General features: G+C 67.8%; 19 protein-coding genes and 1 pseudogene. 10 read left to right on the forward strand and 10 right to left on the reverse strand.

Annotation, left to right across the window (positions count from 1 at the left end; genetic code table 11):
- From A5688_RS26295 to A5688_RS26310, 5 genes and pseudogenes are all read right to left on the reverse strand, one after another.
- The coding region (locus A5688_RS26295) for a lytic murein transglycosylase (protein ID WP_067835925.1) at positions 1–1062 on the reverse strand (1062 nt) is incomplete at its 3' end.
- A 106-nt stretch (positions 1063–1168) separates the two neighbouring features.
- A complete protein-coding gene (locus A5688_RS26300) occupies positions 1169–1711 on the reverse strand; it encodes a DUF1003 domain-containing protein (protein WP_067835846.1) in 543 nt (180 codons plus the stop codon).
- Complete coding sequence (locus A5688_RS26305; protein WP_067835848.1) at positions 1708–3015, reverse strand: magnesium transporter MgtE N-terminal domain-containing protein; 1308 nt, start codon at positions 3013–3015, stop codon at positions 1708–1710. Before A5688_RS26305 ends, A5688_RS26300 begins: the two co-directional genes overlap by 4 nt.
- 63 nt (positions 3016–3078) lie before the next feature.
- Positions 3079–3185 (reverse strand): annotated as a pseudogene (locus A5688_RS28620) (2-isopropylmalate synthase); the annotation flags it as partial.
- Positions 3186–3197: 12 nt separating this feature from the next.
- Positions 3198–3779: a DUF4190 domain-containing protein gene (locus A5688_RS26310; RefSeq protein WP_068268324.1), complete on the reverse strand. Its 582-nt coding sequence runs from the start codon at positions 3777–3779 to the stop codon at positions 3198–3200.
- A 235-nt stretch (positions 3780–4014) separates the two neighbouring features.
- Between A5688_RS26310 and A5688_RS26315 the strand changes: the two genes are divergently transcribed.
- From A5688_RS26315 to A5688_RS26340, 6 genes are read left to right on the forward strand one after another with little or no spacing between them, the layout of a single operon-like run.
- Positions 4015–4539 (forward strand): general stress protein, encoded by a 525-nt coding sequence (locus tag A5688_RS26315; RefSeq protein WP_067835852.1) that lies wholly within the window; start codon positions 4015–4017, stop codon positions 4537–4539.
- Positions 4540–4563: 24 nt separating this feature from the next.
- Entirely contained in the window at positions 4564–5976 is a 1413-nt protein-coding gene (locus tag A5688_RS26320) for an extracellular solute-binding protein (RefSeq protein ID WP_067907413.1), read from the forward strand.
- Positions 5973–6890 (forward strand): carbohydrate ABC transporter permease, encoded by a 918-nt coding sequence (locus A5688_RS26325; protein ID WP_207546751.1) that lies wholly within the window; start codon positions 5973–5975, stop codon positions 6888–6890. The genes A5688_RS26320 and A5688_RS26325 overlap by 4 nt, the downstream gene beginning before the upstream one ends.
- Positions 6880–7731, forward strand: coding sequence for a carbohydrate ABC transporter permease (locus A5688_RS26330; RefSeq protein WP_067907410.1), 852 nt, complete (start codon positions 6880–6882; stop codon positions 7729–7731). Before A5688_RS26325 ends, A5688_RS26330 begins: the two co-directional genes overlap by 11 nt.
- A 4-nt stretch (positions 7732–7735) precedes the next feature.
- Positions 7736–8914 (forward strand): ABC transporter ATP-binding protein, encoded by a 1179-nt coding sequence (locus A5688_RS26335; protein WP_067907407.1) that lies wholly within the window; start codon positions 7736–7738, stop codon positions 8912–8914.
- The gene (locus A5688_RS26340) at positions 8911–9504 is read left to right on the forward strand and encodes a suppressor of fused domain protein (RefSeq protein WP_067907405.1); all 594 of its coding nucleotides are present in this window, start codon (positions 8911–8913) and stop codon (positions 9502–9504) included. The genes A5688_RS26335 and A5688_RS26340 overlap by 4 nt, the downstream gene beginning before the upstream one ends.
- A gap of 26 nt (positions 9505–9530) precedes the next feature.
- On the opposite strand, the gene corA is transcribed toward A5688_RS26340, so the two are convergent.
- On the reverse strand, positions 9531–10631 hold the full coding sequence (gene corA, locus A5688_RS26345; protein WP_067907402.1) for a magnesium/cobalt transporter CorA: 1101 nt from the start codon (positions 10629–10631) through the stop codon (positions 9531–9533).
- A gap of 189 nt (positions 10632–10820) precedes the next feature.
- On the opposite strand from corA, the gene A5688_RS26350 reads away from it, so the two are divergent.
- The 3 genes from A5688_RS26350 (at position 10821) to A5688_RS26360 (ending at position 14004) form a co-directional block, all read left to right on the forward strand.
- Positions 10821–11810, forward strand: a complete 990-nt coding sequence (locus A5688_RS26350) for a malate dehydrogenase (RefSeq protein WP_067835864.1) — start codon at positions 10821–10823, stop codon at positions 11808–11810.
- Positions 11811–11938: 128 nt separating this feature from the next.
- The gene (locus A5688_RS26355) at positions 11939–13138 is read left to right on the forward strand and encodes an NAD(P)-dependent malic enzyme (RefSeq protein WP_067907399.1); all 1200 of its coding nucleotides are present in this window, start codon (positions 11939–11941) and stop codon (positions 13136–13138) included.
- Entirely contained in the window at positions 13135–14004 is an 870-nt protein-coding gene (locus A5688_RS26360; protein WP_067907396.1) for a glycine betaine ABC transporter substrate-binding protein, read from the forward strand. Before A5688_RS26355 ends, A5688_RS26360 begins: the two co-directional genes overlap by 4 nt.
- A gap of 16 nt (positions 14005–14020) precedes the next feature.
- Here the strand turns inward: A5688_RS26360 and A5688_RS26365 are convergent, their stop codons facing one another.
- The 4 genes from A5688_RS26365 to A5688_RS26380 form a co-directional block, all read right to left on the reverse strand.
- Entirely contained in the window at positions 14021–14872 is an 852-nt protein-coding gene (locus tag A5688_RS26365; RefSeq protein ID WP_067835869.1) for an SDR family NAD(P)-dependent oxidoreductase, read from the reverse strand.
- Positions 14873–14982: 110 nt separating this feature from the next.
- Positions 14983–15810, reverse strand: coding sequence for an SDR family NAD(P)-dependent oxidoreductase (locus A5688_RS26370; protein ID WP_067907393.1), 828 nt, complete (start codon positions 15808–15810; stop codon positions 14983–14985).
- 165 nt (positions 15811–15975) lie between these two features.
- Positions 15976–19701, reverse strand: coding sequence for a multifunctional oxoglutarate decarboxylase/oxoglutarate dehydrogenase thiamine pyrophosphate-binding subunit/dihydrolipoyllysine-residue succinyltransferase subunit (locus A5688_RS26375; RefSeq protein WP_067907390.1), 3726 nt, complete (start codon positions 19699–19701; stop codon positions 15976–15978).
- A 228-nt stretch (positions 19702–19929) separates the two neighbouring features.
- Positions 19930–20709, reverse strand: coding sequence for a hypothetical protein (locus A5688_RS26380; protein WP_067835875.1), 780 nt, complete (start codon positions 20707–20709; stop codon positions 19930–19932).
- Between the two features lie 272 nt (positions 20710–20981).
- On the opposite strand from A5688_RS26380, the gene A5688_RS26385 reads away from it, so the two are divergent.
- Entirely contained in the window at positions 20982–22985 is a 2004-nt protein-coding gene (locus tag A5688_RS26385) for an MFS transporter (RefSeq protein WP_067835877.1), read from the forward strand.
- Positions 22986–22989: the final 4 nt, after the last annotated feature.

Raw genomic sequence — 22989 nt, forward strand, 5'->3', positions numbered from 1 at the left:
CGCCGGCGCCTGCGCAGGGGTGGGCGTCATCCACGGGAACTGCGGCGGAGGACTGACGGACGCGGGGCTGCTCAAGTCGATCAGCGGGACGCGCGCCAGCGGATCGTCCAGCGGCAGGCCGTTGATGTTCATCGGCAGGTTGGGTCCGAGCCCTTCGGGGTGCTCGAGGTGTGCGTCGCCCAGCGGCGGCGGCGGTCCGGTCATCGGCGGCAGGTCGACCGGCACGACGCCGGTGGCGTAGGCCGCCGCCCAGCCCAGCACGTTCTGCGCGTAGGGCATCGAGTTGTTGTAGCGCAGGATGGCGGTCAAAACCTGCGACTGCTCGCGCAGGTTGAGTCCGCCGCTGCACAGGTACCGGGCGGCCGCCAGCGTGGCGTCGAAGATGTTCTGGGGATCCGCCACGCCGTCGCCCTTGCCGTCGGAGGCGTAGCGCGCCCAGGTCCCCGGCAGGAACTGCATCGGTCCCATTGCGCGGGCGTAGGTGACGCGGTTGCCGGCGCTGCTCTGGATGATCGTCTCGTTGCCCGGCAGCGTACCGTCCAGGGACGGGCCGTAAATCGGGTTGATCGCGGTGCCGCGTGCGTCGACCGCGCCGCCGCCCGCGTGGCCCGATTCGATGCGCCCGATGCCGGCCAGCAGGTTCCAGCTGACGCCGCAGCCCGGGGCCGCGACGGCCATCTTCTGTTCCGCATTGCGGTAGGCGGCCAGCGCGATGCTCGGGATACCCAGCGCGCCTGGCGCATTCACGATCCTTGCCGGCGGCGGAGCGGACAACGCGGGCTCGGCGACGTGGAAGACGGTCGGGCCGCGGTCGATCGCGACGACGGCGGGCCCGGTGAGGTCGGGGAAGGACGGGGAGACCGCAGCCACCGGGTTGACGGCGGCATGCACCGGTGGCGACATTCGCACCGGAAGCGAAGGAGCCGCCGCGCTGACCGCCCCCGCGAAGACCAGCGGACTGATTGCTGCTACGCCGAATATCGGCTTGCGCGTGTTCCGAAGTGCTCGCGGCCGCACCCTCGCGGCGGCGGAGCTTTCACCCCGGCTTCCCCCAATGCGCACTCGACCGTCCTAGATGTGTGAGCTGGGTCCACTTTCTCTGAGCTCGGTGAACCAGATCACCATACATAACTCTTGTGACACGAGTGGCGCAATGGTCAAACGGTTCTCACCTGGATTTCTTAGCCGCTTTTTCCAGCCCTTCGCCGCCCTGAATCCGGTCGGCATCGGCGGTTTCCGACCGCATGTCCGCCAGCAGTTCGCGTAGGTCATCGAGCTCGTGGCGCAGGTATTCACGCGTCGCCACCTCGCCGACGGCCAGCCGCACGGCGGCCAGTTCGCGGGCCAGATACTCGGTGTCGGCCTTGGTCTGCGCGGCCCTCCGGCGGTCGTCCTCGAGCGCGACGCGGTCCCGGTTCTCCTGGCGGTTCTGCGCCAGCAAAATCAGCGGCGCCGCGTAGGCGGCCTGCGTGGAGAAGGCCAGGTTCAGCAGGATGAACGGATAGGGATCCCAGCGCAGTCCCAGGGCGAACAGGTTCAGCGCGATCCACACGATAACGACGATCGTCTGCAGCAGTAGGTACCGGCCGGTGCCGAAGAAACGCGCGATCGACTCGGTGAACTGCCCGACGGTCTCGGGATCAAGCCTCGGCGAATACCGGCGCGAGGTCCGCGGCGTGTAGAGCCCCCGCGGGGCCGTGGACTTGCTCACGCGCTTCCTCCCAGTCCGCCGAGCCGGCCGGCGGTGTCGAGGTCCTGCATGTCCACCCGCCAGTCGTGCGGCAACAGGTGGTCGAGCAGGTCGTCCACCGTGACCGCGCCCAGCAGGTGTTTCTCGTCATCGACCACGGGTCCGCACACCAGGTTGTACGCGGCCAGGTAGCGGGTCACCGAGACCAGCGGTGTCTCCGGCGTCAAGGTGAGCAGGTCGCTGTCGACGATCCCGCCCACCAGTTCGCCGGGTGGCTCCCGCAGCAGCCGCTGCAGTGCCACACATCCCAGGTAGCGGCCCGTGGGTGTGGCCGTGGGCGGACGCACCACGAACACCATGGACGACAGCGCGGCGCTGAGGTCGGGATCGCGGACGCGGGCCAGCGCCTCGGCGACCGCCGTGTCCGGGGTCAGCACCACCGGGTCCGAGGTCATCAAGCCGCCCGCGGTGTCGGGCGAGTGGGTGAGCAGCCGGCGCACCGAGGCGGAATCCCCCGGATCCATGCGGGTCAGCAGCATTTCGGCGTCGGTCGGATTCAGCACGCCGAGCAGGTCGGCCGCATCGTCGGGATCCATCTCCTCGAGCACGTCGGCGGATCGCTCGGTGCCCAGCTGCGACAGCACGTCGGCCTGATCCAGCTCGGGCAACTCCTGCAGGATGTCGGCCAGCCGGTCGTCGTTGAGCGCCTTGAGCACCTCGTAGCGGCGCTTGGGCGGCAGTCCGCGGATGGCGTCGGCCACGTCGACCGGTTTGCGACCCTCGAACTGGTCCAGCAGTTGTGCCACGCCTTGGCCCGGCAGAGCCAGGGCCGACGGGGTCAAACCCTGCACGTTGCGCCAGTCCACGACGTTTACCGGGCCCCGCCGTCCGAGCCGGCGCTGGCTGCGCACCGCGACCCGGCTCACCATCCAGTCCCGCGTTCGGGTCTGCTCGATGCCCAGGTCGGTGACCACGACGTCCAGGCCGGCCAGCTCCGGCAGCTCGGGATCGTTGACCTTGACGACGGTGTCCAGTACCTGGCCGATCGCCAGCACCTCGCCTGGCCGCTGGACGAAATGGCGCAGGGACACGCTGCCGGTGCTCAGCGTCACGCCGTTGGGTTCGATGGAGGCGACCCGCAGGATCGGGATGAAGATGCTGCGCCGCGTCGCCAGGTCGACGACCAGTCCCAGCACGCGTGGTTGCTGGCGCACGATGCTCATGCTGATCACGACATCGCGCACCCGCCCGACTGACTCGCCGAACGGTCCCAACACCAACATCCGCGACAGCCGCGCGATGTACACCCTGTTGACCGATCCCATGGCAGTAAAGCCTAGGCAGCCGCCGACCCGATGGCCGGCAACCCGGCGCTATCGCGCCGAGCCTGATGCGTGGCGACCCGCTGCGCCCGGCTGCGCCGCGCTTGCGATCGCCACGAGCCTCAAGCGTGGCGACCCGCTGCGCCCGGCTGCGCCGCGCTTGCGATCGCCACGAGCCTGATGCGCTAATGCGTGTGCAGCGCGAACAGCACGACCACCACATCCACCACCAGCAGGGCGATTCCGATCACGATGCCGGCGACCGCCAGACCGAAGCCGTCCTGACGAGTCCGCTTGATCTGATCCAGGGCGATCGCGCCCAGCACCATGGCCGCGATCGAGCCGACGAAGCACAGCAGGCCGGTGAAGGACGCGATGAGGGATGCGACTGCCAGCGGGTTCGTTCCGGCCGGTGGCTGTCCCGCGGGTCCGTAGCCGCTGTGGTAATCCGGCGCCGCGTAGTAGCCGCCCGGATAGGGCGGGGGCCCGTAGGTGGGCGGGCCGCCGTACGGCGGCGGGGGCGGCGGGTAGGCCGGTCCGCCGTAACCGGGCGGCTGCTCGTACCCGGGTGGCGGCGCGGCCGGCGGTGGATAGGGATAACCCGGCGGCGGATACGTCGGCGGCGCTGCTTCGCCCGCCGGCGGCGTGCCGGGCGGTTCCCAGGGAGCGGTCGGTTCCGGCGGCCCGGCGGCCCCGCTGGCAGCGGGGGACGAGTCGGCGTCGTCGTCGTGGGCGCCCTCGCCGAAGCCGCCCCCGGGAGTTGTCATGGTGTTCAACCTAACCCATGCGCAGGTGGGGCGGGTGGCGCCGCGAATCACCACCGTGCGGGCGCGGACGCCGCGCCGGTTTCGGGGGCGGTCCCAAGCGAAACCTTGGCCCGTCGCGGTCCCCGACTCCGGATTCAGCCGTCGGACACGTCGTGTTTTCGCAGGTGACGACGATCGATAGGGTGAGGAGGCCCTGAGATGAAACAACGGCCGAGGCGGAGGACAATGAGCGGCGATGACTAATCCTTTCCAGCCTGGTCAGGTTCCCGGCGCGACGCCTCCGGGTGCAGCGGGGCGCCGCGGGGCGCCCGGACTACCGACACCGCCGAAGGGCTGGCCGGTCGGGTCGTACCCCACCTACGCCGAGGCGCAGCGGGCCGTCGACTACCTGTCCGACCAGCAGTTCCCGGTACAGCAGGTGACCATCGTCGGCGTCGACCTGATGCAGGTGGAGCGGGTCACCGGCAGGCTGACGTGGCCGAAGGTACTTGGCGGCGGCGTGCTGAGCGGGGCGTGGCTGGGGTTGTTCATCGGGCTGGTGCTGGGCTTCTTCAGTCCCAATCCGTGGGGGGCGCTGGCCACGGGTCTGGTCGCCGGTGTCTTCTTCGGGCTGATCACTTCCGCCGTTCCGTATTCGATGGCCCGTGGCACAAGGGATTTCAGCTCGACGATGCAGCTGGTGGCCGGGCGCTACGACGTGCTCTGCGATCCGCAGAACGCAGAAAAGGCGCGGGACCTGTTGGCGCGCTTGGCGATCTGAGGCGCGCTCGAGAGGTGTGAATAAGTGGTGAGTCGTCGCGGGCGCGTGCGCCGGCTGGGCGCAATCGCGCTGGCGACGGTGATCATCTCGTCGGCGGTGTCGGCGTGCGGTTCCGGTGGGCACGGGCTGGTCATCAGCTTCTACACGACGGCCGCCGACGGTGCGACGTTCGCCGCTGTCGCCCAGGACTGCACCAGGCAATTCGAGGGCCGCTTCGCCATCCAGCAGATCAGTCTGCCCCGGGCCCCCGGCGAGCAGCGCTTGCAGTTGGCCCGCCGGTTGACCGGTCACGACCGCACGCTGGACGTGATGTCGCTGGACGTGGTGTGGACGGCCGAGTTCGCCGAAGCGGGCTGGGCACTCCCGCTTTCCGATGATCCCGAAGGCCGCGCCGAGGCCGACGCCACGGCGGATACGTTGCTCGGCCCACTGGCGACGGCGCGCTGGCAAGGCCGGGTGTTCGGCGCGCCCGTCACCACGAATACCGAATTGCTCTGGTATCGACCCGATTTGGTGGCCCAGCCGCCGAGGACCTGGGACGCGATGGTGTACGAGGCCACCAGATTGCACGCCGCGGGGCAGCCCAGCTGGATCGGCGTGCAGGCCAATGAGGGTGAAGGCCTGGTGGTTTGGTTCAACACCCTGCTGGTGAGCGGGGGCGGTCAGGTCCTCTCCGACGACGGCCGCCGCGTCACGCTCACCGACACGCCGGCCCACCGGGCGGCCACCGTCAATGCGCTGCGGATCCTCAAGTCGGTTGCCGTCGCGCCCGGGGCCGATCCGTCGATCAGCCGAACCGACGAGAGCACCGCGCGGTTGGCGGTCGAGCAAGGCCGGGCCGCGCTGGCGGTCAACTGGCCGTACGCGCTGGCGTCCATGCTGGAGAACGCGGTGAAGGGCGGGGTGCCGTTCCTGCCGCTCAACCGGGATCCTAGGCTGGTCGGCAGCATCAACGACGCCGGGATGTTCGTGCCCAGCGACGAGCAATTTCGTATCGCGTATCAAGCCAGCCAGAAGGTTTTCGGCTTCGCGCCGTATCCGGGTGTGGCGCCCGGCCGTCCGGCCAAGGTGACGATCGGCGGGGCGAACCTGGCGGTGGCCAGCACCACCCGCCACCGCGCCGAGGCCTTCGAGGCCATCCGCTGCCTGCGCAACTTGCAGCACCAGAAGTACGTGGCGATCGAAGGCGGCCTGCCCCCGGTGCGCACCTCGCTGTACTCCGATTCGCAGTTTCAGGCCAAATATCCGATGTACACGATCATTCGCCGGCAACTCACCGACGCGGCGGTGCGCCCGGCGACGCCGGTCTACCAGGGTGTGGCCATTCGGCTCGCCGCGACACTCAGCCCGATCAACCAGATCGATCCCGAGCGGACCGCCGACGAGCTCAGCACCCAGGTGCAGAAGGCGGTCGACGGCAAGGGGTTGTTGCCGTGACCCGCAGCGCGCGAAGGACTTCCGTGGCGCCACGGTTGCGCGGCCGGCCCGCCGAACGGCGACTTGCGTTGTTTCTGGTCGCACCGGCGGCGATCCTGATGCTGGCGGTGACGGCATACCCGATCGGCTACGCCGTGTGGTTGAGCCTGCAGCGCAACAATCTTGCCGTACCCGATGACACCGCGTTCGTCGGCCTGAACAATTACGTGACGATCCTGACCGACCGTTATTGGTGGACCGCACTGGCGGTGACGCTGGGCATCACGGTGGTCTCGGTGTCCCTGGAATTCGTGCTGGGCCTGGCGCTGGCGCTGGTGATGCACCGCACCTTGGTCGGCAAAGGCCTGGTGCGCACCGCGGTCCTCATCCCGTACGGCATCGTGACCGTGGTCGCGTCGTACAGCTGGTATTACGCGTGGACGCCGGGCACCGGCTACCTGGCCAACCTGCTGCCGCAGGGCAGTGCGCCACTGACCGAACAGATCCCGTCGCTGGCGATCGTCGTCGTGGCCGAGGTCTGGAAAACCACACCGTTCATGTCGCTGCTGCTGCTGGCCGGCCTGGCGCTGGTCCCGGAGGATCTGCTGAAAGCAGCCCAAGTCGACGGCGCCGGCGCGTGGCGGCGGCTGACCGGAGTCACCCTGCCGATCATCAAGCCGGCGGTGGTGGTCGCGTTGTTGTTCCGGACCCTGGACGCGTTCCGCATTTTCGACAATATCTACGTGATCACCAACGGCGCCAACAACACCGGATCGGTGTCGATGCTGGGCTACGACAACCTGTTCAAGGGCTTCAACGTCGGGCTCGGCTCGGCGATCAGCGTGCTGATCTTCGTCTGTGTGGGTCTCATCGCGCTGCTCTTCATCAGAGTGTTCGGCGCGGCAGCACCCGGGGGTGACGTCGATGGCCGCTGATCCGGCGGGCCTTTCGACGGGTGCGCGGCGCACCGCGATCTGGGCCATCATCGACACCCTGGTAGTGGTGTATGCGCTCCTACCGGTGCTGTGGATTTTCAGTCTGTCCCTGAAGCCGAGCTCAACGGTCAAGGACGGCAAGCTGATTCCGTCGTCGGTATCTCTGGACAACTATCGCGGCATCTTCCGCGGCGACTTCTTCAGTTCGGCGCTGATCAACTCCATCGGGATCGGTTTGATCACCACCGCGATCGCAGTGGTGCTCGGTGCGATGGCGGCGTACGCGATTGCCCGGCTGGACTTTCCCGGCAAGCGGTTGCTCGTCGGGGCCACGCTGTTGATCACGATGTTCCCCGCGATCTCGCTGGTGACACCGCTGTTCAACATCGAACGGTTCATCGGGTTGTTCGACACCTGGCCGGGCTTGATCCTGCCCTACATCACGTTCGCACTGCCGCTCGCGATCTACACGCTGTCCGCCTTCTTTCGGGAGATTCCCTGGGATCTGGAGAAGGCGGCGAAGATGGACGGTGCGACACCGGCTCAGGCCTTCCGCAAGGTCATCGTGCCGCTGGCGGCGCCCGGTGTGGTGACCGCGGCGATCCTGGTGTTCATCTTCGCCTGGAACGACCTGCTGTTGGCATTGACACTGACGGCCACCAAGGCGGCCATCACCGCACCGGTGGCGATCGTGAACTTCAGCGGTAGTTCCCAGTTCGAGGAGCCGACCGGCTCGATCGCAGCCGGCGCCGTGGTGATCACGGTGCCCATCATCGTTTTTGTTCTAATCTTCCAACGACGAATCGTCGCCGGGTTGACCTCTGGCGCGGTGAAGGGATAACTCGATGGCCGAGATTGTGCTGGACCATGTCAGCAAGAGTTACCCCGACGGCGCGACCGCTGTGCACGACCTGAACCTCACCGTCGCCGACGGCGAATTCCTGATCCTGGTAGGCCCGTCGGGCTGCGGCAAGACCACGACGTTGAATATGATTGCCGGGCTTGAGGACATCTCATCCGGTGAGCTGCGCATCGGCGGTGAGCGGGTGAATGAGAAGGCCCCCAAAGACCGCGATATCGCGATGGTGTTCCAGTCCTATGCGCTGTACCCGCACATGACGGTGCGCCAGAACATCGCCTTTCCCTTGACGCTGGCCAAGATGAAAAAGTCGGAGATCGCTCAGAAAGTCGAGGAGACGGCGAAAACCCTTGACCTGACCGATTTTCTGGATCGCAAGCCGTCGCAGTTGTCCGGTGGGCAGCGGCAGCGGGTGGCGATGGGTCGCGCAATCGTGCGGCATCCCAGGGCATTTCTGATGGACGAGCCGCTGTCGAATCTCGACGCCAAATTGCGGGTGCAGATGCGCGGCGAGATCGCCAGACTGCAGAAGAGGCTTGGTACCACGACGGTTTACGTGACCCACGACCAGACCGAGGCCATGACCCTGGGCGACCGTGTGGTGGTGATGCTTTCCGGGGTTGCGCAACAGGTCGGCACGCCGGATGAGCTGTACGAGCACCCGGCCAACCTGTTCGTCGCCGGATTCATCGGTTCGCCGGCGATGAACTTTTTCCCTGGCACGCTGACGCCCGTGGGACTCAAACTGCCGTTCGGCGAGGTGATGCTGGCACCGGAAGTGCACGAGGTGATCGGCCGGCATCCGGAGCCGGCGAACGTCATCGTCGGCGTACGGCCCGAGCATCTGTCCGACGCCGCACTGATCGACGGCTACCAGCGCATCAGGGCGCTGACCTTCGAGGTAAAGGTCGACTTGGTCGAGTCGCTGGGCGCGGACAAGTACGTCTACTTCTCCACCGCGGCGTGGGCGGCGCACTCGGCGCAGTTGGACGAGCTGGCCGCCGAGTCGGACGCCCACGAAAACCAGTTCGTGGCAAGGGTTCCCGCCGAATCGAAAGCGGCGATCGGGCAGTCGATCGAGTTGGCGTTCGACACCTCCAAGCTGGTGGTCTTCGATGCCGACTCCGGGGCCAACCTGACCATCGCGCCCTCCGGGACACCATGACAGACGACTTGGATCGGGTGCGCGCGCATCTGCGGGATCACTTCACCGACCCCGAGCCCGACGCGGCGAGCGTGACATTTCTGGGCACCGAGACCATCGAGGTGCTGCGTTTCCGCGAGCCGGACGCGACGGTGCACTACGCCACGTTGGGCTGCTCGCGCCACCCCATGACGGAGCCAACGCTGGATATTGCCGACCCGTTGCGCGGTCCGCGAGCCGAAATCGTGCTGCAGCTGCGCGATCCCGGCCCGATCTCCGGGATCGCGCGCAGCCTGGCGATCCTGGCGGCGGCGCCGGCCGTCGACGGTGTGGTGCTGAGCGCCGACGCGCTGGTCGATCTCGGTTCGCCGCTGTGGGCGTCAACGACGTCGCGGGTGCCGTTCACCGCTGTGCTGTTGGGCCGCAGCGAGATCGGCGATCTGCCGCTGGACCCGCCTCGCGACCCGGTCCAGTTCCTGTCGGCGACCCCCATCACCGCAACAGAAGCGGCGTGGGTGCGGCTCAAGGGTGCCGAGGCGATGCGACAGGCGTGGGACAACGACGGCGTCGACGTGCTGGACCCGAATCGCCCTGCTGCACAACCTAATTGAGGCCTCGGGGCCGATTCCCTCGAGCGCTAGAGCCAGTTGTTGCGCCGGAACTGGAAGTACAGGCCCACGCAGGCGACGGTCATAAGGGCCATGATCCCCGGGTACCCCCACGTCCAGTTCAGCTCGGGCATGAAATGGAAGTTCATTCCGTAGATGGCGGCCACCATGGTGGGCACCGCCAAAATACCGGCCCAGGCCGCCATCTTGCGCATGTCGTTGTTCTGCTGCATCCCGACCCGCGCCAAGGCCGCCTGGATCAACGAGTTGAGCATGTCGTCGTAGCTGGCGATCTGGTCCGCGGCCTCGGAGTGGTGGTCGGCGACGTCGCGCAGATAGCGCCGCACTTCTTTGGAGATGACGTCCTTGTTGTCCATCTGGATCCGGTGAAACGCCGCCGACAGCGGCGTGACGCACCGGCGCAACTCGACCACCTCACGCTTGAGCAGGTAGATCGGTTCGACGTCGATCTTGCTGCCCGGGGCGAACGCCAGCCCCTCGATGCTGTCGATGTCGGACAGCATGAAACTGCTCACCTCGAGGTAGTGGTCCACCACATGGTCGGCGATCGCGTGCATCACCGCGTAGGGCCCCAACCGCATCTGCTCGGGGTCGGCATCCATTCGCTTGCGCACATCGGACAGCCCGCCGTGCTCACCGTGGCGGACCGTGACCACGAAATCCGTGCCGACGAAGATCATGATCTCGCCTGTCTCGACGATCTCGCGGGCCAGCACCACCGATTCGTGAGGCACGTAATTGACGGTCTTGAGGACGAGAAACAGGGTGTCGTCGTAGCGCTCCACCTTGGGTCGCTGATGGGCGCAGACCGCGTCCTCCACGGCCAGCGCGTGCAGCCCGAACACGTCGGCGACTTCCTGCATCTCGGATTGGCTGGGTTCGCGCAGGCCGACCCAGACGAATCCCTCGTGTCCCAGCGATTCGACCTCGCGGACCTTGGCCAGTGCGGCGGCGTAGCCGAATTTGCCGGGCAACCGCTGGCCGTCGGCGTAGACGGCGCAGTCAACCAGCGTCTCTGTGGGCGGTTGCGGTGCCGGGCTCGGCTTGGGTTGCGGTTCGTGCGCAAGGGGTCGCAGGGCTTCGGGTAACGCGTCGAATCCTTGGAACACAGCCACCTCCCACCAAACGCAGGTCCGACCGGGCGGTGCTCCATGCTACGCGTCCCGCCTGTTGCGGGCATGACGATCCGGTGTCGGGAAAGCCCTGGTAGCGGACCGGAGATCGAGGACCGATCAGAGTGCGCTAGTTTCGAGCCGAACCCGAATCTGCACGAACTTCTCCACAAGGAGTAAATCGACGTGAGCGCAAGTCCTCTCAAGGTCGCTGTCACCGGCGCCGCCGGCCAGATCGGCTACAGCCTGTTGTTCCGCCTGGCTAGTGGCTCGTTGCTGGGCCCCGACCGCCCGATCGAGCTGCGCCTCCTTGAGATCGAGCCCGCGCTCAAGGCGCTGGAGGGCGTCGTGATGGAGCTGGACGACTGCGCGTTCCCGTTGCTGTCCGGCGTCCAGATCGGCGCGGACGCCAACAAGATCTTCGACGGTGTCAACCTGGCGCTGCTGGTCGGCGCGCGGCCCCGTGGCCCGGGCATGGAGCGCAGCGACCTGCTGGAGGCCAACGGCGCGATCTTCACCGCGCAGGGCAAGGCCCTGAACTCCGTCGCCGCCGACGACGTCCGCATCGGCGTGACCGGCAACCCGGCCAACACGAACGCGCTGATCGCGCTGAGCAACGCCCCCGACATCCCCAAGGAGCGGTTCTCGGCGCTGACCCGCCTGGACCACAACCGGGCGATCTCGCAGCTGGCCCGCAAGACCGGCGCGGCGGTCACCGACATCAAGAAGATGACCATCTGGGGCAACCACTCGGCCACCCAGTACCCCGACATCTTCCACGCCGAGGTCGGCGGCAAGAACGCGGCCGAAGTGGTCAACGACCAGAACTGGATCGAGAACGACTTCATCCCGACGGTCGCCAAGCGCGGTGCGGCGATCATCGACGCGCGCGGCGCCTCCTCGGCCGCCTCGGCGGCCTCGGCCACCGTCGATGCCGCGCGTTCCTGGCTGCTGGGCAGCCCTGAAGGCGACTGGGTTTCGATGGCGGTCTTCTCCGACGGCTCCTACGGCGTGCCCGAGGGCATCGTGTCGTCGTTCCCGGTCACCACCAAGGACGGGAACTGGTCGATCGTGCAGGGGCTGGAGATCGACGAATTCTCCCGCGGCCGCATCGACAAGACCACCGCCGAGCTGGTCGACGAGCGCGCCGCCGTCACCGAGCTCAAGCTGATCTAGCGACGACCGCAAGCGCGGCGGCCCCGGGCGCAGCGGGTCGTCGCCATCGATCTAGCGGCTGCCGGGTCGGCACTGAGACCTACCTCACCAATTAGGCCTACTAATGGGTAGTCAGTACCCTGAAGCGCGTGTCCGAATTGCTTGAATCGATACAGACGCACGCAGAGATCACCGACGCGGAGATCTTCGAGGCACACGTAGGCGGCAAGCTTTCCGTGGGCCTGACGTCCCCGCTGGACACCCAGCGCGCGTTGTCGATCGCCTACACGCCCGGTGTGGCTCAGGTCAGCCGTGCGATCGCCGCCGACCACGCCCAGGCCGCGCGCTACACGTGGGCGAACCGGCTGGTGGCCGTGGTCAGCGACGGCAGTGCGGTGCTGGGCCTCGGCGACATCGGGCCCGCGGCGTCGCTGCCGGTGATGGAGGGCAAGTGCGCCCTGTTCCAGGCGTACGGCGGCCTGAACGCCATCCCCCTCGTGCTGGCCACCAAGGATCCCGACGAGATCGTCGAGACCCTGGTGCGCCTGCGCCCGACGTTCGGCGCCGTCAACCTGGAGGACATCTCGGCACCGCGCTGCTTCGAGATCGAGCGTCGCCTCATCGAGGCGCTGGACTGCCCGGTGATGCACGACGACCAGCACGGCACGGCGATCGTGGTGCTGGCCGCGCTGATGGGTGCCGGCAAGCTGCTCGGCCGCGACATGACCTCGCTGAAGGTGGTGGTGTCCGGAGCAGGCGCGGCCGGTGTCGCGTGCACCAATCTCCTTATGGTGATGGGTGTTTCGGATATCACCGTGCTCGACTCGCGCGGGATTCTGCACACCGGTCGCGACGACATGAACGACGTCAAGGTGGCTCTGGCGCAGCGCACCAACCCCGCGGGCCTGACCGGCAGCCTGGCCGAAGCCATCCGGGGCGCCGACGTGTTCCTCGGGCTGTCGGGCGGCGTGGTCCCCGAGGAGATGATCGCCACCATGGCACCCGGCGGCATCGTGTTCGCGCTGTCCAACCCCGATCCGGAGATCCACCCGCACATCGCCGCCAAGTACGCGGCGGTGGTGGCCACCGGCCGCAGCGATTTCCCGAACCAGATCAACAACGTGCTGGCCTTCCCCGGGGTGTTCCGCGGTGCGCTGGACGCCGGCGCCCGCCGGATCACCGAGAAGATGATGGTCGCCGCGGCCGAGGCGATCTTCTCCGTCGTCAGCGACGACCTGGCGCTCGACCGGATCGTCCCCAGCCCGTTGGACACCCGGGTCAGGGAAGCGGTCGCCACCGCGGTGGCGCTGGCCACAGAAGCCTCAGACACTCCCGTTTCCGGGGGGTGAGAATCGGCAGGCTGGCGGTGCCGCTGCTCGCCGCCGTACTCGCCGTGGCCGGTTGCGCCACCGACACCGGTGACCGTCGCGCCCGTGCCGAGGTGGTGGTCGGATCCCGGCCCGACGCCGATTCGGCGTTGTTGGCCGGCGTCTACGTCGCCGCCCTGCGGTCATACGGGTTCGGTGCGCGGGCCGCGACCGCGGCCGACCCGAAGCCGCAGTTGGATTCCGGCGCGTTCACCGTCGTGCCCGCTTTCACCGGCCGCACGTTGCAGGCCCTGCAGCCCGGCGCGACGGCGATGTCGGACAAGGACGTCTACCGCGCGATGATCGCGGCGCTGCCCGAGGGCGTCGTCGCGGGCGACTACGCGACGGCCGCCGAAGACAAACCGGCGTTGCTGGTAAGTCAGTCCACCGCTAAGGCGTGGGGCGGCAGCGATGTCAGCGCGGACCTGAGCACGCTGCCCCAACATTGCGGCGGCCTCGTCGTCGGGACTGTCGCCGGGCACCAGGAACCGTCGACGGTCGGCTCCTGCCGGCTGCCCGTACCGCGCGAATTCGCGGATGCCGCAACGCTGTTCGATGCCATTCGGGCCGGGCGGCTGACCGCGGGATGGACCACCACCGCCGACCCCGGCACTCCCGGTGACCTGGTCGCGCTGGCCGACGGCAAACCCGCCCTGATCCGCGCGGAGAACGTGGTGCCGCTGTATCGCCGCAACGCGCTCAGCGATCGGCAGTTGCTGGCGATCAACGAAGTGGCCGGCGTGTTGGACACCGCGGCCCTGGTCGAGATGCGCCGGCAGGTGCGTGGCGGTGCCGACCCACAGGCGGTGGCGGACGGCTGGCTGACCGAGCATCCGCTCGGCCGCTAGCACCCAGGGCCGACGGTCAGCGCTTGGGCAGTAACCGGTGTACGAACTGCTGCAGGCGGCTCATCACGGGCCCGCCCAGCAGGCGCTCGTAGTTCGGTCCGGCAGCCCGCACCAACAGGTCCATCGCCTTGACGTCGGGGCCGACCAGGACCCGCGGCTTGTTCTTGCGCACGCCCTCGAGGATGAGCTGCGCGGCTCGCTGCGGGCTGGTCTTGGCCTGCTGCTCCTCGAACAGGCTGGCCAGCTCCGCATGGTCGAGCCCCTCGACGCCGTTGGCGTTGCGGGCGAACGCGGTCTTGATGCCACCCGGATGCACGGTCGTCACCCGCACCGGGTGACCGGCGCGCGCCATCTCCTGATGCAGCGCCTCGGTGAATCCCCGGACGGCGAACTTGGCCGAGACGTAGGCCGCCTGGCCGGGCGCCGAAAACAGCCCTAGCGCGCTCGAGATGTTGATGACGTGTCCGTCGCCGGAGGCGATCAGGTGCGGAAGGAACGCCTTGGTGCCGTTGACGACGCCCCAATAGTCGACGTCGATCACCCGCTCGATGTCCTTGAACCGGCTGTCCTCGATAGATCCGATGAACGTGATGCCGGCGTTGTTGTAGATCTGGTTGACCTTGCCGAAGTGCTCGTTGACCGCATCGGCGTAGGCCAGGAAGGCCCCACGCTCGGTCACGTCGAGCCGATCCGACTTGAACGGCGCCCCGATCGCCCGCAACTGCTCCGCGGTCTGCGCCAGCCCGTCGGTGTCGACGTCGCTGATCGCCACCTTGGCGCCCGCCCGGCCCAGCTCAACCGCCAGCGCCTGGCCGATGCCCGAACCCGCGCCGGTGACGACGGCGACCTTGCCGGCGAACGTATCCATGCAACACTCCTCGTGGGCGGATTGACCGCTTGACGTTAATCGTTACCAGCGATGCCGACTACAGCAGGGCGAAATGCTGATTGGGCGATCGCGCCGCCTTGAGACATCGATCACTGCTTCGGTAGCAACCGGCCCATGACCGGCCCGAACAGCTGCTGGTAACCCGGGCCCGCCAGCCGCACCAAGATGTCCAGGATCTTGGCGTCGGAGCCGACCAGCACCCGCGCCTTCTTCCTGCGCACCGCGTCCAGGATGATCTGGGCGGCGCGGTGTGGGGTGGTCTTGGCCAGCCGCTTGTCGAACAATTTGGCCAGCTCGGCCTGGTCGAGCCCTTCGGCGGCGGTGGCGTTGCGCGCGATCGCGGTCTTGATGCCGCCGGGGTGCACCGTGGTCACCGCCACCGGGTGGCCAGCGGCCACCATTTCCTGTCGCAGCGCTTCGGTGAAACCCCGCACGGCGAACTTGGCCGAGTTGTAGGCCGCCTGCCCGGGCACCGAGAAGAGCCCGAACACGCTGGACACGTTGACGACGTGTCCGTCGCCCGACGCGATCAGGTGCGGAAGGAACGCCTTGGTGCCGTTGACGACGCCCCAGAAGTCGACGTCCATCACCCGTTCGATGTCCTTGAACTGGCTGACTTCGACGTCGCCCGTGAAGGCGATGCCGGCGTTGTTGTAGACCTGGTTGACCTTGCCGAAGTGCTCTTTGACCTCGTCGGCGTAGGCCAGGAACGCCTCGCGCTCGGTCACGTCGAGCCGATCCGACTTGAACACCGCGCCGATCGCCTTCAACTGCTCCTCGGTGTGGGCCAGACCCTCGAGGTCGACGTCGCTGATCGCCACCTTGGCGCCCGAGCGGGCCAATTCCACGGCCAACGCCTGCCCGATACCTGAACCCGCGCCCGTCACCACCGCGACCTTGCCGGCGAACCCTTGCATGAGCACCCTTCCTTATCGGCACGTTTGCGTCGAGGCTAGCCGGTACCAGCGGTCCCTGATATTTGCGGGTCGCCGAATCCGGCGCGCGGTTCGGCTCGGTGGCATCCTCAGGCCTCGATTGACCGCTTCCTCCTCACGTCGCTGCGCGTCGCGCATCGTCAGCGGTCAGCCGAACGCCGTGTCGATGATCTCCTGCTGCTCGACGGCATGCACCTTCGACGAGCCCGACGATGGCGCCGACATCGCCCGGCGCGAGATTCGCTTGAGCCCGGTCAGCTTGGCGGGCAACAGCTCGGGCAGCTCCAGTCCGAATCGCGGCCAGGCACCCTGGTTGGCGGGCTCCTCCTGGACCCAGAAATACTGCGCGGCGTTCGGGTAGCGGTCCAGCGTTTCGCCCAGCCGCCGCTTCGGCAGCGGGGCGAGTTGCTCGATCCGCACGATCGCCACGTCCTCCCGGTTGTCCTTGGCCTTGCGGGCGACCAACTCGTAGTAGAGCTTGCCGCTGGTCAGCAGGACCCGGGTGACCTTGCTGCGATCGCCGATGCCCTCCTCGTAGGTCGGCTCCTCGAGCACCGAGCGGAACTTGATCTCGGTGAAGTCCCTGACGTCGCTGACCGCCGCCTTGTTGCGCAGCATCGATTTCGGCGTGAACACGATCAGCGGGCGCTGCACACCGTCGAGGGCGTGCCGCCGCAACAGGTGGAAGTAGTTCGACGGCGTCGAGGGCATCGCGATCGTCATCGACCCCTCCGCCCAGAGCTGCAGGAAGCGCTCGATGCGGGCCGAGGTGTGGTCGGGGCCCTGGCCCTCGTGGCCGTGCGGCAGCAGCAGCACGACGTTGGACAGCTGGCCCCACTTGGCCTCACCGGAACTGATGAATTCGTCGATGATCGACTGCGCGCCGTTGACGAAGTCGCCGAACTGCGCCTCCCACAGCACCAGGGCGTCCGGGTTGCCCACGGTGTAGCCGTACTCGAAGCCGACGGCGGCGTACTCCGACAGCGGCGAGTCGTAGACCAGGAACTTGCCGCCGGTGGGGGTGCCGTCGGCGTTCGTCGCCAGCAGCTGCAGCGGCGTGAACTCTTCGCCGGTGTTGCGGTCGATGATCACCGAGTGCCGCTGGGAGAAGGTGCCGCGCTTGGTGTCCTGGCCGGACAGCCGCACCAGTTTGCCCTCGGCCACCAGCGAGCCCAGCGCCAGCAGTTCGCCGAAGGCCCAGTCGATCTTGCCCTCGTAGGCCATCTCGCGGCGCTTCTCCAGCACCGGCTGCACCCGCGGGTGCGCGGTGAAGCCGTCGGGCACGCCCAGGAACGCGTCACCGATGCGGGCGAGCAACGCCTTGTCCACCGCGGTGGCAAGGCCCGCCGGCAGCATCTGGTCGGCCTCGACCGAGGCGCTCGGCAGCGCGCCGTGTTTCTCCAGCTCGCGAACCTCGTTGAACACCCGCTCCAGCTGGCCCTGGTAGTCGCGCAGCGCGTCCTCGGCCTCTTTCATCGAGATGTCACCGCGGCCGATCAGGGCTTCGGTGTAGCTCTTGCGGACTCCGCGCTTGATGTCGACGACGTCGTACATCGCGGGGTTGGTCATCGACGGGTCGTCGCCCTCGTTGTGCCCGCGCTTGCGGTAGCACAGCATGTCGATGACGACGTCCTTCTTGAACTCCTGCCGGAAGTCGACGGCCAGCTTGGCCACCCACGCGCACGCTTCCGGGTCATCGCCGTTGACGTGAAAGATCGGCGCCCCGATCATTTTCGCGACGTCGGTGCAGTATTCGCTGGACCGCGAATACTCCGGCGCGGTGGTGAAGCCGATCTGGTTGTTGGCGATGATGTGGATGGTGCCGCCGACGCGGTAACCGGGCAGGTTGGCCAGGTTCAGGGTCTCGGCGACCACGCCCTGACCGGCGAACGCGGCGTCGCCGTGCAGCATCATCGGCACCACCGAGAAGGCCTTCTCGTCCCCGTGGTCTTCCGCGCCCCGGTCCAGCAGGTCCTGCTTCGCCCGGACCAAACCCTCCAGCACCGGGTCGACGGCTTCCAGGTGCGACGGGTTGGCGGTCAGCGATACCTGAATGTCGTTGTCGCCGAACATCTGTAGGTACACACCGGTGGCGCCCAGGTGGTACTTGACGTCTCCGGAGCCGTGCGCCTGCGCCGGGTTGAGGTTGCCCTCGAACTCGCTGAAGATCTGGGAGTACGGCTTGCCGACGATGTTGGCCAGCACGTTGAGCCTGCCCCGGTGCGGCATGCCGATGACCACCTCGTCGAGGCCGTGCTCGGCGCACTGATCGATCGCCGCGTCCATCATCGGAATGATGCTTTCCGCGCCTTCCAGTGAAAACCGTTTCTGCCCAACATATTTGGTCTGCAGGAAGGTTTCGAAGGCCTCGGCCGCGTTCAGCTTGCTCAGGATGAACTTCTGCTCGGCCACCGTCGGTTTGACGTGCTTGGTCTCGACGCGCTGCTGCAGCCATTCCTGCTGCGACGGTTCGAGAATGTGGGTGTACTCCACGCCGATGTGGCGGCAGTAGGCGTCGCGCAGCAGGCCCAGCACGTCGCGCAGCTTCTTGTACTCGCAACCGGCGAAGCCGTTGACCTTGAACACCCGGTCGAGGTCCCACAGCGTCAGGCCGTGGTTGAGGATCTCGAGGTCGGGGTGGCTGCGGAATCGGCTGCCGTCCAACCGCAGCGGATCGATGTCGGCCATCAGGTGACCGCGATTGCGGTAGGCCGCGATCAACTCCATCACCCGGGCGTTCTTGTCGACGATCGAGTCCGGGTTGTCGGTGCTCCAGCGCACCGGCAGGTACGGGTTGCCCAGCTCGCGGAAGATCTCGTCCCAGAAGGCGTCCGACAGCAGCATCTCGTGGATGGTGCGCAAGAAGTCGCCCGACTCCGCGCCCTGAATGATGCGGTGGTCGTAGGTCGAGGTCAGCGTGATCAGCTTGCCGATGCCCAGTTCGGCGATGCGTTCCTCGCTGGCGCCCTGGAACTCCGCGGGGTACTCCATGGCGCCGACACCGATGATGGCGCCCTGGCCGCTCATCAGCCGCGGCACCGAGTGCACGGTGCCGATGGTGCCCGGATTGGTCAGCGAAATGGTCACTCCGGCAAAGTCTTCGGCGGTCAGCTTGCCGTCACGGGCGCGCCGCACGATGTCTTCGTAGGCGGTGACGAACTGCGCGAAGCGCATGGCTTCGCAGCCCTTGATGCCGGCGACCACCAGGGAACGCTTGCCATCTTTGCCCTGCAGGTCGATGGCCAGGCCCAGGTTGGTATGCGCCGGTGTGACGGCGGTCGGCTTGCCGTCGACCTCGGCGTAGTGCCGATTCATGTTCGGGAACTTCTTGATCGCCTGCACCAGCGCGTACCCGAGCAGGTGGGTGAACGAGATCTTGCCGCCGCGGGTGCGCTTGAGCTGGTTGTTGATGACGATCCGGTTGTCGATCATCAGCTTGGCCGGGACGGCGCGGACGCTGGTCGCGGTCGGCACGTCCAGCGACGCCGACATGTTCTTGACGACGGCCGCCGCGGCGCCGCGCAGCGTCTGCAGCTCGTCGCCTTCGGCCGGCGGGGGAGTCGGGGACTTCGCCGGTCGCGCCGGGACCCCATTGCCGGCGGCCGGGCTGACGGGGGGCGTGGGCTTGGCGGGTTCGGGGGTCTGCGGGGCCCCCGGCGCCGGAGCCGGTGTCGCGGGTGCCGCAGCCGCGGTGGGCGAGCCATCACCGCTGGTCGTAGCGGTCGGCGCGGGTTCGCCGGCCGGCTCGGGGTTGTAGTCGACCAGGAACTCGTGCCAGCTCGGATCGACTGACGAGGGGTCGTCGCGGAACTTGCGGTACATCTCCTCGACCAGCCATTCGTTTTGCCCGAATGGTGAACTTATGTTGCTCACGACCGCAGTTCGCCTCAATCCTTCTGTTCCGCAGGCGCATTGCCGCGGCGCCTGCCGCCTTGCCGGCCCCGGATGACCGAGCACTTCACACCCATGGCGGTACCCATTGTTCCGCCCTATAAAGGCTAACCTTTCGCCGCCGATCCGCCAGGTTGACCGGGGGCACGCTGCGCCCGGCTTGGACTACGCGGCGACCCGCTGCGCCCGCGGCCGCGCCTGCGATCGCCGCTAACCGGCTTCGTGGATGGGTGGCACCAGATGCAGCGCGCGTGGCCAGCGTGCGGGCGGCGTGCCGAACGCCCTGTTGGCGTTGCGAATCGTCTTCTTGCCGGCAAGGTAGTTGCCGATGGCGCCGACCACGACGCCGATTCCCACCGGTAGCAGTTTGCCGAACAACAGGGCGCCGCGCCGCAAGGTGTACTTCCTGACCCAGGACTTGAGCAGCCGCGAGTTCAACCGCGACATCGACGACAGCGGCAGGGCGGCCAGGCTCTCGGAGATCCAGCCGCCGTTGGTGCGCCCCGGTCCGATCAGTTGCCTGACGGCGTGCTCGCTGTTGTCACCGGCGAGGACGGCCAGCACCAGCGCGCGGCGCCTTTCGTAGTGGTCGGCCGGAATGTCGTGGACCACCGCCACCGCCAGGACGAAGAACGCGGTGGCCTCCAGGAACGTCACCGTTTCCGCGGCCGCCGCGGACAGGGCACTGATCGTGCCGATGCCGGGGACGGTCGCCGCGGCCCCGACGGCAATGCCGCCGGCCGTCACGATGCCCAGGTATCGCTTCTGCAGCTTGGCGAGGATCTCCGCCGGGCTGGCTTTGGGGTGCGCGTTGCGCAGCCGGGTGACATAGGCCTCGGCGGCCGGCCCCTGTAACCGCGAGCCCCGCTCGATGACCTGCGCCAACGCTCGCGCGGACATCTTGGGTCGACCGTTGCTCTCAGTCTGTGGCTGTCCAGCGTCGGACATGGTGAAAAACCGGTTCGGCGACCTTTTCCGTCGAGCCCGCATATTGTCTCTCCTGCAGATGGCGTCCCCCCAGGCTAACGCGCCGGTGGGCAAATCCTGACGCGTTGTGCACTCTGACCGGATCCTTGGCTGCCGGCCGATTGCCTCACCGGGAATAATGCAGGCTGGATGTCTGCGACGGTCAGCGCCGTTCGGCGGTCCTCATGCCGTTCACCGCGCCGCACGCGTGGCGTTGACCTGCGTGGTTGGGGCCGGCAGACCAGACGGACCGATACGGCTGAACAGCATCGTCGGGAGCGAAACGAGGTTAGTGGATGACCACGGCTACGCCCCGCACACCAGGGGAAGCGCGGCGCGCGGGCTCGGGCCCGGCGCGGGCCGCCCGACGCTGGGACTTTCTCACCCGGAGCTCGCCGCAGTCAGAGAACCCCTGGAACCCGCTGTGGGCGATGATGATCGGCTTCTTCATGATCATGGTCGACTCGACCATCGTCGCAATCGCGAACCCGACCATCATGGCCAGTCTGCGCATCGGCTACGACACCGTGGTCTGGGTGACCAGCGCTTACCTGCTGGGCTACGCGGTGGTGTTGCTGGTGGCCGGGCGGTTGGGTGACCGGTTCGGCCCCAAGAACCTGTACCTGATCGGCCTGGTGGTGTTCACCGTCTCCTCGGTGTGGTGCGGACTGGCCGGTAGCGCCGCCATGCTGATCGCCGCGCGCGTCGTGCAGGGCGTCGGCGCGGGGCTGCTCACCCCGCAGACCCTGTCGACCATCACCCGGATCTTCCCGGCCGAGCGGCGCGGCGTCGCCGTGAGCCTGTGGGGTGCCACCGCCGGTGTCGCCAGCCTGGTGGGCCCGCTGGCCGGCGGTGTGCTGGTCGACGGGCTGGGGTGGCAGTGGATCTTCTTCGTCAACGTCCCCATCGGCGTGATCGGGCTGGGGCTGGCGTATTGGCTGATTCCGGTGCTGCCCACCCAGTCGCACCGCTTTGACCTGATCGGGGTCGGGCTGTCCGGGGTGGGCATCTTCCTGATCGTGTTCGGGCTGCAACAGGGGCAGGCCGCGCACTGGCAGCCCTGGATTTGGGCAATGATCGTCGCGGGCGTCGGATTCATGACGGCCTTCGCGTTCTGGCAGTCGCTGAACGCCCACGAGCCGCTGATTCCGTTGGTGATTTTCGGGGACCGCGATTTCAGCCTGTGCAACGTCGGGGTCGCCATCATCTCGTTCACCGCGACGGCCATGATGCTGCCGCTGACGTTCTACGCGCAGGCCGTGTGCGGGCTGTCGCCGACGCGATCGGCGTTGCTGATCGCGCCGATGGCGATCGCGAACGGTGTCTTTGCGCCGTTCGTCGGCAGGCTCGTCGACAAATACCACCCCCAACCGGTGCTCGGGTTCGGCTTTTCGGTGCTGGCGATCGCGCTGACGTGGCTGACCTTCGAGATGTCGCCGACGACGCCGATCTGGCGGCTGGTGTTGCCGTTCTTCGCGATGGGTGTCGGGATGGCGTTCGTGTGGTCACCGCTGACCGCGACGGCGACACGTAACCTGCCGCCGCACCTGGCCGGCGCGGGCTCTGCGGTGTACAACTCCGTGCGCCAGCTCGGCGCGGTGCTCGGCAGCGCCGGCATGGCCGCGTTCATGACGTGGCGGATCACCGCCGAAATGCCGCGCCCGCCGTCCGGCGGCGGCGAGGAGACGCTGACCTTGCAGCTGCCCGCGTTCCTGCGGGAACCGTTCGCCGCCGCGATGTCGCAATCGGTGCTGTTGCCCGCGTTCATCGCGCTGTTCGGGATCGTCGCCGCACTGTTCTTGGCGGGCTATGCGCCCTGGTCGCACAACGGCGACGGCAGGGGCGGCGACGATCTGCTCGCGCCCGCCGACGACGGCGACGTCGTCGATGAGGACTATGACGACGACGCGTACGTCGAGTTCGTCCTGGTGCGCGAGCCCGAGGGCCCCGAGCCGGGGCGGGTCGATCGTGCGCGGCCGGCGCCCACCGACGTGGCGCGCCGCGGCCCCGCCGATTCGCGGCACACCGTGCTCGACGATCCGGCCGGGCAGGCCCAGCCGATCGGCCACGCCCACAACGGTTCTCATGTGGACAGCGGCAAACGCCTTCGCCAGGTGGCGGTGCGGCGCCCGCCGAAGTCAATCCCGCCGGGCGATCGGCTCACCCGCCCGCCGCGCCGCCAACACAACGGCTCGGCCGGACGGCATTTCACCGAGGGTGAATCGCTGCGGGGCCAGCACCACCGTTCCGATCCGGACGACGACCCCACCGGTTCGGGGCGGCACTCGTCGGCCGGCTAGGCGG

The sequence above is a fragment of the Mycobacterium mantenii genome (genome assembly GCF_001667865.1).
GTDB classification, from domain to species: Bacteria; Actinomycetota; Actinomycetes; order Mycobacteriales; family Mycobacteriaceae; genus Mycobacterium; species Mycobacterium mantenii_A.